This is a genomic window from Spongiactinospora gelatinilytica (genome assembly GCF_003236385.1).
Taxonomy (GTDB): domain Bacteria; phylum Actinomycetota; class Actinomycetes; order Streptosporangiales; family Streptosporangiaceae; genus Spongiactinospora; species Spongiactinospora gelatinilytica.
Window position 1 is genome coordinate 1 of the sequence record NZ_POUA01000255.1, and the last position, 11,469, is coordinate 11,469.

Sequence of the window (11,469 nt, forward strand, 5' to 3'; positions counted from 1 at the left end):
CTTCGGCCTGAGCGGGCTGCTCGCCGGTGGCGTCGCCGATGTGCGGTTCATGCTGATCGGCAGTGCCGCGGTGATCGCGGTGCTGGAGGCGATGTCCATCATCGTGTGGGCCGCGGCCGCCCGCCACGGCGACGACGATGGCGAACACCGCGGGGATCACCAGGGCGGCGGGCAGTGAGAAGGACTCGGCGACGAAGCCCAGCGCGGCGGGCCCGGCCAGCAGGCCCGTGTAGCCGAAGGCGGTGACCAGGGCCAGCGCGCGGCCCACCGAGTCGCCTGAGGCGCCGACCGCGCTGAAGATCACCGGGATGACCGTGGCCAGCCCGACGCCGGCCAGTCCCCAGCCGGTCCACGCGCATGCCACCGACAGCCCCGCCGGGACCGCGCCCGCGGCCAGTACGAGCGCATAACCGCAGGCGGCGAGGATGCCGGCCAGCCGGATCGTGCGCGCCGCGCCGAGCCTGGCGCGCAGCGGGTCGCCGAGCAGCCGCACGGTGGTCATCGCCACCGAGAAGATCGTGTACGCCAGCGGCGCGAGCGCCGGATCGGCGTCGAGCACCCAGCGGGCGTGCAGGGCCGCCCAGTCCATCGCCGCGCCCTCCGACAGGTGCCCGGCGAACGCCACCACGCCGAGCACGGCCACGATCCCCCACCGGGTCGTACCGGAGAGCAGCGTCGCCTGGGCCGCGCGCGGGGGTTCGACCGCCGGGCCGAGCAGCCGGGCGCACGGCAGGTAGGCGAACGGGACCACGACGGCCGCCGCGATGAGCAGGACCTGCCCGTCGAGGCCCGCCTGCAGCCCGGCCGCCGTCATCGCCCCGCCCGCCGCGCCGCCCAGGCTCCACACGCCGTGGAACGCCGAGACGATCGGCCGCCCGTACCGCCGCTCGACCTCCACCGAGTGGGCGTTGACCGCCACCTCCACGGTGCCGAGGCCGATGCCGAAGACCACCGCGAGCACGGCGAGCCACAGGAAGCCGGGGGCCAGGGCCGGGCCGATCAGCAGGACGGCGGACAGCGGCCCGGTGAACCAGGACACCCTCCTGCTGGAGTACCTGTCCACCAGCGGCCCGGCGAGCAGCATGGCGGCCAGCGCGCCCGCGGCCACCAGCAGCAGCACGGTGCCCAGCCGGGCGGGGCCGAGGTCGAGTCGCTCGTTGAGCGCGGGCAGTCCGGCCGACCACATGCCCACGGTGATACCGAGTAGGAAGAAGTAGCCGAAGACGCCCATGCGGGCGCGCACGGTGGCCCGATCAGGACGGGGGAGTTTGTGCACCATTAGAGCTTAATAAGTGGTCTGACCACAAAAAACCTGTTTTTATCGCGACCGATGTGGGCAGAGGAGGCGGCGGGCCTGATCCCCCGGGTGCCGCGCAGTCGGCGTGGCGGGCGGGCGGCCGAGCCCGGATATGGCCGCCGCGGATGATCGCCATACCGCTGACCTGCACTTGCGCTTCCCGTTCCAGTGGAGGTGGGTATGGACCGCGGTGGCCCCCGAAACGGATGAATTCCACTCAATCCTCTGGGGGGACCCTGTGGCCGGTGAAAGTGACGACAAGCAGCGGCAACTGGACGATTACCGAATCGACTCCCACGACACGCGAATGACCACGGACCAGGGCGTCCGGATCGATGACACCGACAATTCCCTGTCGGCGGGCGAGCGCGGGCCGACCCTGCTGGAGGACTTCCACTTCCGGGAGAAGGTCACCAGGTTCGACCACGAGCGGATCCCCGAGCGCGTGGTCCACGCCCGCGGCGCGGGCGCCTACGGCAAGTTCCAGGCGTACGACGACTCGCTGGCGGAGTACACGGTGGCGCAGTTCCTGTGCGATCCGTCGCTGGTCACGCCCACCTTCGTGCGGTTCTCCACGGTCGCGGGCTCGCGCGGCTCGGCGGACACCGTGCGGGACGTGCGCGGCTTCGCCACCAAGTTCTACACCCACCAGGGCAACTACGACCTGGTCGGCAACAACATGCCGGTGTTCTTCATCCAGGACGGGATCAAGTTTCCCGACTTCGTCCACGCGGTCAAGCCGGAGCCGCACAACGAGATCCCGCAGGCCCAGTCGGCGCACGACACGTTCTGGGACTTCGTGCAGCTCCAGCCGGAAAGCCTGCACATGGTCATGTGGCTGATGTCGGACCGGGCGATCCCGCGCAGCTTCCGCATGATGCAGGGCTTCGGCGTGCACACCTTCCGGCTGGTCAACGCCGAGGGGCGGGGCACGTTCGTGAAGTTCCACTGGAAGCCGGTGCTCGGCACCCACTCGCTGGTGTGGGACGAGGTGCTGCGCGTCCAGGGCAACGATCCCGACTTCAACCGGCGTGACCTGTGGGAGGCGATCGAGCGCGGCGCGTACCCGGAGTACGAGCTGGGCGTGCAGCTCGTGCCGGAGGCCGACGAGCACAAGTTCGACTTCGACCTGCTCGACGCCACCAAGATCATTCCTGAGGAAGAGGTCCCGGTACGGCCGGTCGGCAAGATGGTCCTCGACCGCAACCCCGAGAACTTCTTCGCCGAGACCGAGCAGGTCGCCTTCCACACCGCCAACATCGTGCCCGGCATCGACTTCACCAACGACCCCCTGCTCCAGGGCCGCAACTTCTCCTACCTGGACACCCAGCTCATCCGGCTGGCCGGGCCGAACTTCCCGCAGATCCCGGTCAACCGCCCGATCGCGCCGGTGCACAACGACCAGCGGGACGGCTACCACCAGCACATGATCCACCAGAGCCGGACCAGCTACTCGGTCAACTCGATCAGCGGCGGCTGCCCGATCACCGCGGCCAAGAGCGGGGAGTGGGACGGGGTCTTCCGGCACTACCAGGAGCGGGTGGACGGCAACAAGATCCGCAAGCGCAGCCCCAGCTTCGAGGACCACTACAGCCAGGCCACGCTGTTCTGGAACAGCATGTCGCCCTGGGAGAAGCAGCACATCGTGGCGGCCTTCCTGTTCGAGCTGGGCCACGTGGAGCGGCGGTACATCAAGGAGAAGGTCCTCGCCCACCTGATCCACATCGACCAGACGCTGGCCGAGGGCGTCGCGAACGGGCTGGGGTTGGACGTGCCATCGGGCGGCACCGCCAACCACGGCAAGATGTCGCCCGCGCTGAGCCAGGCGAACGCGCCGCGCGACTCGATCGCCACCCGCAAGATCGCCGTCCTGGTCTCCGACGACACCGCCGCGAGCGAGGTGGAACCGGTCCGCGGCGCGCTCACCGGCCAGGGGGCGATCTGCGAGATCCTGGCCCCGCGCGAGGGGACGGTGGCCGGGCTGACCGCGGACCGGCAGCTCACCACGGCCTCCTCGGTGCTGTACGACGCGGTGCTGCTCGCCGACGGCGGGGGTCTGGCCGCGAACGCGTACACGGTGCACTTCGTGCGCGAGGCGTTCAAGCACGGCAAGGCCGTCGCCGCGCTTCCCGGCGGGCGCGCCCTGCTGGAGGCGGCGGCGCTGTCCCCCGGCCCGGGGGTGGTGGGGCCGGACACGACCGGCGGCGCGTTCGAGCAGGAGTTCATCGCGGCCATCGCCGCCCACAGGCACTTCGACCGGGACATCTCCGGCGTCCCCGCCTGAGTGGTCCCCTGAACACCGGCGCGCGGGTCTCGCCGGCGACCGGTGCGGGAGCGGCCGGGCAAGTACGATTGCCTGGTGACCGAAATGACCGAAACCGTGCCCGGCTGGCTCGCTCCCGGCGAACTGGAATCGATCCGCGGGCGGATGCCGATCCTCTACGTCGACGCCGTCCCCGTGCGGCTCGACGACTGCGGTGTGGTGACCCGCGTCGGCCTGCTGCTGCGCATCGGATCGGATGGGACGGTCAGCCGTGCCCTGGTGTCCGGGCGGGTGCTGCTGCACGAGCGGGTGCGCGACGCGCTCATGCGCCACCTGGAGAAGGATCTCGGCCCGGTGGCACTGCCCCAGGTGCCGCCCTCGCCGCAGCCGTTCACCATCGCCGAGTACTTCCCGACGGCGGGGGTCTCTCCGTACCACGACCCCCGCCAGCACGCCGTGTCGCTGGCCTACATCGTGCCCGTCGCGGGCGACTGCCGCCCCCGCCAGGACGCGCTCGACCTCATCTGGTTCACCCCGGAGGAGGCGGCATCCCCGGTGGTGCAGCAGGAGATGACCGGCGGGCAGGGCGTACTCCTCAAGCAGGCGCTCGCGCACGTCGGCCGGCTGCCGTGAGGTAGCGCGCGCAGGGGTCCTGAACCGGCAAGCCCCGTGTCCGGCTGAGGAAAGACACGGATGGGCGTGACGGGGTTCACTCTCGGGCATCGACCGGTGAAAGGAACCGTTAACAATGCCCGAAAACGCTACGAACGAGTTCTGGAAGGACCTCAAGCCCATCCAGAACTCCCAGAAGCCCGACGCGCTGCCCGAGGTCTACCTCTCCCAGGTGGCCACGGACGACGACCGTTACTACGTGCCGTTCACCGACACGGTCGGATCCCGCCCGCTGTGGATCAACGTCAAGGACAACAGCTGGGCCGACATCCTGCGCGCCAAGGAAGCCGGGCTGGTCAACCGCCACTACCACCCGCACGAGGTGTTCGCCTACACCATCTCCGGCAAGTGGGGATACCTGGAGCGGCCCTGGACGGCCACGGCCGGCGACTTCATCTACGAGGCCCCCGGCGAGGGGCACACCCTGGTCGCCTACGACAGCGGCGAGCCGATGAAGACCTTCTTCATCGTCAAGGGCCCGCTCATCTGGCTGGACGAGGACGGCAACCCGCAGGGCCACTTCGACGTGCACGACTACATCGCCATGTGCCGGGAGCACTACGACAAGGTCGGCATCGGCTCCGCCTACGTCAACTCCCTGTTCCGCTGACCGCGCCATGACCACTCACGACGCGGGCCACGCCGCGGGCCGGCAGGCCGACCGGTATGAGAACCGGCTGCTGCTCATCCTGTTCCTGGCCTTCGGATTCGTCTTCTTCGACCGCCAGGCGCTCGCCTTCCTCGCCCCCTACATCGACGCCGAGATCGGCCTGACCAACGCCCAGCTCGGCACCCTGTCGGGTGTGCTCGCCCTCACCTGGGCGCTGGCCGGGATGGTCGCGGGCCGCCTCTCCGACCGCCTCGGCCGCCGCAAGCCCATCCTGATCGCCGCGGTCCTGTGCTTCTCGCTGTTCTCCTCGGCCTCCGGGCTGATGGGCGCGTTCGCCGGGCTGCTCGCCGCCCGCGCCCTGATGGGCGTGGCGGAGGGCGCGGTGCTGCCGATGGCGCAGTCGCTGATGGCCGAGGCGTCCAGGGAGAACCGCCGCGGACTGAACATGGGCCTGGTCCAGGGCTCGTCCGCGGGCCTGCTGGGCGGCATTCTGGCCCCGCTCGTGGTGGTCTGGCTGGCCGAGACCATCGGCTGGCGGGCGGCGTTCTTCGTCACGATCATCCCCGGGCTGCTGATCGCCGCGTGGATCGCCAAGTCCGTCCACGAGCGCCCGCCGGTGTCCCGGCTGGACACCGCGGCGGTGGACGAGCCGGCGCTGCCCAAGCCGCCGCTGCGCGAGGTCCTGAAGCTGCGCAACATCGTGCTGTGCATGATGATCGCCTGCTGCTACCTCACCTGGTTCATCATCCTGATCACCTTCACCCCGACCTTCCTGACGACGGTCAAGGGATATGACCCGGGGACGATGAGCGGCGTCATGACCTGCCTCGGGGTGGCGTGGGTGCTGTGGGGGTTCCTCACCCCGGGCATCTCCGACCGGATCGGCCGCAAGCCGGCGCTGATCCTGTTCAGCGTGCTGGCCCTGATCTCGCCGTTCGCGCTGGTGTTCGTGGCCGATCCGGTACTGCTCGGCGCGCTCATGATCCTCACCTACACCGGGCTCGGCTGCTTCACGCTGTTCATGGCCACCATCCCGGCCGAGACGGTGCCGCGCGGCGCGCTGGCCACCGCGCTCGGCCTGATCATGGGCGTGGGCGAGCTGGCCGGCGGGTTCCTCGCGCCGGTGATCGCCGGGTGGGCCTCCGACCAGTGGGGGCTGTCCACCGCGATGTTCATCGCGGCCGGCGGCGCGGCGCTGGTGATCGTGCTGTCGTTCGGGCTGCGCGAGACCGCGCCCGCCGTACTCCGCCGCCGCGGCGCGCCCGCGGCGGTGGCCAAGGAGGCGATGTGAGGGCGGCCGTGTGGCACGGCGCCAGGGATGTGCGGGTCCTCGACGTCGAGGTGCCCGCACCCGGCCCCGGCGAGGTCACCATCGCGGTGGCCTACTGCGGGATCTGCGGCAGTGACCTGCACGAGTACGCCGACGGGCCGCACGCCATCCCGGTCGGCACCCCGCACCCGGAGTCGGGGGTGGCCGCGCCGCTGATCCTCGGCCACGAGTTCTGCGGCGTGGTGACCGCCGTGGGGCGGGCCGTGCCGGGGCTGTCGCCGGGCGACCGGGTCGCGGTCGAGCCGCACTACCGGTGCGGGATGTGCCCGCGCTGCGCGGCGGGGGAGTACAACCTGTGCAGGCACTTCGGGTTCGCCGGGCTGATGGGGCACGGCGGGCTGGCCGAATGGGCCACGCTGCCCGCGTACATGCTGCACAAACTGCCCGAGACCGTGTCGCTGGAGCAGGCCGCGGTGTTCGAGCCCGCCGCGGTGGCGCTGCACGCGCTGCGCCGGGCCGGCATCCGCCAGGGCGAGACCGTGACGGTCCTCGGCCTGGGGCCGATCGGCCTGCTCATCGTGCTGCTGGCGGCGCGGTACGGCGTCGCGCGCCGGATCGTGGCCGCGGACGTCCGCCCGTCACGGCTGCGGCTGGCCCGCAAGCTGGGCGCGACCGAGATCGTGGACGTGCGCGAGGCCGGCGCCGCGGCGCTGCGCGTCGCGGCGGGCGCGAGCGGTGAGGGCGCCGATGTGACCTTCGAGGTGGTGGGCAAGGAGGAGACCCTGCGTACCTGCCTGGCGGCGACCAGGCGGGGCGGCCGGGTGATCTTCGTCGGCCTCGCCGAGACCGTGACCCTGGACGCGTTCGCGCTGGTCAACAACGAGCAGTCGATCATCACCACGGTCGGCTACCGGGACTGCTATCCCGAGCTGATCCGGCTGGTCGCCGAGGAGGGCGTGGACCTCGCCGCGGTGGTCACCGCCACGATCCCGCTGGCCGACGTGGTCGAGCGCGGTTTCGAGGCGCTGCTGGACGGCGGCGGCGACGAGATCAAGATCCTGGTGCGGCCGGGCTCGGGCCGGGGAGGGCCGCGGTGACCGCTGTCTTCCGCCCGGACGTGCTCGCCGGCCGGAACGCCGTCGTCACCGGCGGCACCTCCGGCATCGGGTCGGCCACGGCCACCCTGCTGGCCGGCCTGGGCGCGCGGGTCCTGGCCATCGGCCTGCCCGCGCGCGATGAGAGCGGCCCGCCCGCGCACGAGCGGGTGCGCGTGGTGGAGCAGGACGTCACCGACCGGGAGGCGCTGGCCCGGCTGCTGGCCGAGGAGGCCGCCGGGCCCGGCGTGGACCACCTGGTCAACTGCGCGGGGATCAGCCTGGACCGACAGGAGTACGACATCGAGCGCTGGCAGCGGGTGATCGAGGTGAACCTCACCGCCGTGCTGGTCGCCTGCCAGGCGGCGCGCGACGGTCTCGCCCGGCGCGGCGGCGCGATCGTGAACGTCTCCTCGATGTTCGCCTTCACCGGCAGCCGGGACCGGCCCGCCTACAGCGCCAGCAAGGGAGGGGTGTCACAGCTCACCCGTTCGCTCGCCGCGGAGTACGCGCCGGAGGGCATCCGCGTCAACGCGGTGGCCCCGGGGTTCGTGGTCACTCCGCTGGCCAGGGGCCTGATGGACGACCCGGTGGCGTCCGCCGCGGTGCGGGCCCGGATTCCCGCCGACAGGTACGGCCGGCCGGAGGAGATCGCGGCGGTGATCGCCTTTCTCTGTTCGCCGGCCGCTTCCTATATCAATGGCGCGGTTATACCGGTAGATGGTGGATATCTGGCTGTTTAAGGGTTATGTTGCGCTCTCATATGCCCCGCCCTGTGACGAGGGAGGAGACCGAGATGGCAGTCGCCGTGATCTCGCGCGCCACCACCGAGGCGGTCGATCCGGACGAGCGCATCGGATTTTGGGAGGAGTACAACCGAAAGGCTCTGGTCGGCCTCTCCTGCACGTCGTACTCCGAGCACGGCCTGCTGGCCAGGCAGACCAACTTCCAGGTGGACGGCGTACGGCTGGCCGAGATCGCCGGCAACGCCCACGTGGTCGAGCGCACCCCCAAGGTCGCCAAGACCGCGCCCAAGGACTCGGTGTTCGCCACCCTGCTGGTCAAGGGGGAGGCGGTGTTCCTGCACGAACGCGGCTGCCTGTCGGTGAACGCGGGCGAACTGGTGCTCTACGACACGCGCCAGCCGTACCTGTTCGGGTTCTCCTCCAACATGCGCCAGATCCTGGTGGACATCCCGCGCGAGCTGTTCGCCCGGACCTGCCTGGCCGGCAGCGTGCCCGCGCCGATGCACTTCGGCAGGGGCTCGGCCCGTGAGGGCACGCTGCTGTCCGCGCTGCGGGCGCTGCTGGACGGCCTGCTGGCCCCGCAGCGCCACACCCCGGTCCCCGGCTCCGGCGACGCCCGCCAGGGCGGCGCGGACGCGATCTTGGACCTGATCCGGCTGCTCGCCCTGGACCGGGCGGGCGGCGGGGCGGGCGCGACCGGGCTGCTCAGCCAGTTGATCATCGCCGAGGACTACATCGAGCGCCACCTGCACGACCCGTGCCTGACGGCCGGGCGGGTCGCCTCGGTGATGGGCATCTCGGCCCGCCACCTCAGCCGGGTCTTCGAGTGCGCGAAGACCACCCCGTCGCGGTACATCCTGCAGCGGCGGCTGCTCAAGGCCCGCCACCAGCTCGCCGACCCCGCCTGCCGGGACCTGACGATCGCCGACATCGCCTACCGCTGGGGCTTTTCCAGCCAGGCCCACTTCGCCCGGGTGTTCCGCGCGCAGTTCGGCCAGACCCCGAGCGAGACCCGCGCCGCCACCACCTGATCATGCCCCGGTGGCCCGGCCGGGTATCCGCATGCCCGTATACTCGGATCCGAGCGATCGGAAGCGAGGATTTGATGAGCACGCGAAGAAGGGTGTCCAACCTGCTGGGCCTGGCGGTGCTCGGGCTGCTCCAGGAGAGCCCCATGCACCCGCACGCGATGGCGGCGGCGTTCCGCGAGCGCGGCCTGGACAGCGCCTTCAAACTGACCACGGGCTCGTTGTACGACACGGTCAACGCGCTGCTGCGGGCCGGCTGGATCAGCGCCGTGGAGATCACCCGCAGCGGCAACCGGCCTGAGCGCACGGTCTACGCGCACACGCCGCTCGGCCGCCAGGAGTTCCTGCGCTGGCTGGACGAACTGCTGCGCACCCCCGCGGCGGAATACCCCAAGTTCCTGTCCGCCGTGACCTACCTCGGCGCGCTCGGCAAGGAGGGCGCGGCGGCGGCCCTGCGGGCGCGGTCGGCCGCGCTGCGCACGCTGATCGACGACGCCCGGCGGGACCATGCCAGGGTCGTGGACGGCGGCCTGGCCCCCCGGCTGTTCGTGATCGAGGTCGAGTACGCGGTGCGCATGTACGAGGCCGAACTCGGCTGGGTGGAGGAGATCATCACCGAGATCGAGACCGGCGCGCTGGAATGGCCGCAGGGCGTGGCGACCGAGGCCGGTGAGGTCCGTGGCTGACTCGCCGGTGCTCGTGGTGGGCGCGGGCCCCGCCGGGCTGATGACGGCCGCCGAACTGGCCCTGGCCGGCGTGCCGGTGACCGTGCTGGAACGGCATCCCCGTCACCCCGGTCACAGCAGGGGCTTCAACCTCAACCCCTACAGCCTTGAGGTGCTGGACCGGCGCGGGATCGCCGGCCGGTTCCTGGCCGAGGGGCCGACCGTGCCGCACATGATGTTCGCCGGCCCGAGGCTGCTGCTCGACCTGACCGCGATGGCCGCGGGGCACCGCCACGTGCTGGGCATCGCCCAGGTCCGGGTGGAGGAGCTGCTGGCGGAATGGGCCGCGGAGCTGGGCGTGCGGATCACGCGGGGGCACGAGGTCACCGGGCTGGAGCAGGACGCCGACGGCGTCACGGTGACCGCGCGGACCCCGGAGGGGGAGCGGCGGATCAGGGCCGGGTACGTCGCCGGCTGCGACGGCTCGCGCAGCGCCGTGCGCAAGCTCGCCGGGATCGGCTTCCCCGGCACGCCCGCGACCCGGTACACGATCCTCGCCGACGCCGAGCCCATGGTCGAGGGCGACCTTTCCCCCGGGGTCACCACGGGCCCCGGCGGCGCGGTCCTGGTCATCCCCAGGCCGGGGTACGTCCGGATCGTCGTCAAGGACCCCGCCCCGCCGGAGGAGCGCGACGAGCCGGTGACGGCGGAGTACTTCCAGGCCGCCCTGGACCAGACGCTCGGCCGGCACGTCCCGCTCGGCCCGCCGCGCTGGCTGAGCAGGTTCGGCGACGCGGCGCGGCTGGCCGACCGTTTCGTGGCAGGCCGGGTGGTACTGGCCGGCGACGCCGCGCACATCCATCCGCCCGCGGGCGCGCTCGGCGTGAACGTCGCCCTGGCGGACGCGGTGAACCTCGGCTGGAAGCTCGCCGCCACCGTCCAGGGTCACGCCCCCGCCGGGCTGCTCGCCTCCTACCACACCGAACGGCACGCCGCCGGGGCCGCGGTGCTCCGGTACACCCAGGCGCAGGCCCTGCTCGGCGGCGATGACGAACGGCTGGCCCCGCTGCGCGAACTGGTCACGGAGCTGACCGCGCTCGCGCCGGTCAACCGCTACCTGGCCGAGGCCGTGACCGGCGTCGGCACCCGCTACGCCATGCCGCCCGCCCCCGGCCAGGCCGCAGACCCCGGAGGGGAGGACCACCCGTGGCTGGGCCGCCTGGCCCCCGACCTGAAGCTGACCGGGCCGGACGGCGCGGCCACCGGCCTGGCCGCGCTGCTGCGCGCGGGGCGTGGCGTCCTGGTGGACTGCGCGGGAGGGGCGTTCGCCGCCGAGGCGGCGGGCCTGCGCGGCCGCGTGGACGTGCTCAGCGCCCGCTGCGTGGACGATCCCGGCCTCGCCGGGCTGCTGGTCCGGCCGGACGGTCACACCGCGTGGGTGTCAACCAGGCGCGACCCCAGGCCGGCGGCCACCCTGCGGCACGCGCTGACCATGTGGTTCGGCTCGCCGGAAGGTAAAATCTCGGCGTGCGAAACCCCGTGCCGGTAGGGGAATACGTTAAGGGGCCGTGGCGGGCACTTGCACGGTCTCAAAGCGCCGCCTAACTTTCTAGGCGTTGACGGGGAAGCGAAATGAAAGATCCGTTTCCGCCCCGTTCCCCGACGGCCGGAGCACCTCCGTTCCGCCGAGGTGAGATCGCCGCCACGCCGACGTGGCCGCGCACTCCCTCCGGTCCGGCCGAACGCACCCCGCGGGCACCGCGCGCGTGAGTCCTTCACCTCCTGACGACCGGCCTACCTCTCCCAGGCCGGGGGTCATGGCTC

The 11,469-nt window shown here is 71.8% G+C and carries 10 protein-coding genes; 9 read left to right on the top strand and 1 reads right to left on the bottom strand.

Annotation, left to right across the window (positions count from 1 at the left end; translation table 11 throughout):
- The coding region (locus C1I98_RS26605) for an MFS transporter (protein WP_233508203.1) at positions 1-1,279 on the bottom strand (1,279 nt) is incomplete at its 3' end.
- Between the two features lie 325 nt (positions 1,280-1,604).
- On the opposite strand from C1I98_RS26605, the gene C1I98_RS26610 reads away from it, so the two are divergent.
- The 9 genes from C1I98_RS26610 to C1I98_RS26650 all read left to right on the top strand — a co-directional run bounded on the left by C1I98_RS26610 (position 1,605) and on the right by C1I98_RS26650 (position 11,194).
- Complete coding sequence (locus tag C1I98_RS26610) at positions 1,605-3,581, top strand: catalase (protein ID WP_111170173.1); 1,977 nt, start codon at positions 1,605-1,607, stop codon at positions 3,579-3,581.
- 75 nt (positions 3,582-3,656) lie between these two features.
- Positions 3,657-4,193: an NUDIX hydrolase family protein gene (locus C1I98_RS26615; protein WP_267898077.1), complete on the top strand. Its 537-nt coding sequence runs from the start codon at positions 3,657-3,659 to the stop codon at positions 4,191-4,193.
- Between the two features lie 115 nt (positions 4,194-4,308).
- Positions 4,309-4,842, top strand: coding sequence for a 2,4'-dihydroxyacetophenone dioxygenase family protein (locus C1I98_RS26620; RefSeq protein ID WP_111170166.1), 534 nt, complete (start codon positions 4,309-4,311; stop codon positions 4,840-4,842).
- 7 nt (positions 4,843-4,849) lie between these two features.
- Complete coding sequence (locus C1I98_RS26625; protein ID WP_111170167.1) at positions 4,850-6,133, top strand: MFS transporter; 1,284 nt, start codon at positions 4,850-4,852, stop codon at positions 6,131-6,133.
- Positions 6,130-7,209 (top strand): 2,3-butanediol dehydrogenase, encoded by a 1,080-nt coding sequence (locus C1I98_RS26630; RefSeq protein WP_111170168.1) that lies wholly within the window; start codon positions 6,130-6,132, stop codon positions 7,207-7,209. The genes C1I98_RS26625 and C1I98_RS26630 overlap by 4 nt, the downstream gene beginning before the upstream one ends.
- Positions 7,206-7,949: an SDR family NAD(P)-dependent oxidoreductase gene (locus C1I98_RS26635; RefSeq protein ID WP_111170169.1), complete on the top strand. Its 744-nt coding sequence runs from the start codon at positions 7,206-7,208 to the stop codon at positions 7,947-7,949. The genes C1I98_RS26630 and C1I98_RS26635 overlap by 4 nt, the downstream gene beginning before the upstream one ends.
- A 53-nt stretch (positions 7,950-8,002) precedes the next feature.
- Positions 8,003-8,983 carry a helix-turn-helix domain-containing protein gene (locus C1I98_RS26640; RefSeq protein WP_111170170.1) on the top strand — a complete coding sequence of 327 codons (981 nt, stop codon included), beginning with the start codon at positions 8,003-8,005 and terminating at the stop codon, positions 8,981-8,983.
- Between the two features lie 74 nt (positions 8,984-9,057).
- Positions 9,058-9,666, top strand: a complete 609-nt coding sequence (locus tag C1I98_RS26645; RefSeq protein ID WP_111170171.1) for a PadR family transcriptional regulator — start codon at positions 9,058-9,060, stop codon at positions 9,664-9,666.
- Positions 9,659-11,194, top strand: coding sequence for an FAD-dependent oxidoreductase (locus C1I98_RS26650; RefSeq protein ID WP_158558193.1), 1,536 nt, complete (start codon positions 9,659-9,661; stop codon positions 11,192-11,194). Before C1I98_RS26645 ends, C1I98_RS26650 begins: the two co-directional genes overlap by 8 nt.
- Positions 11,195-11,469 lie beyond the last annotated feature (275 nt).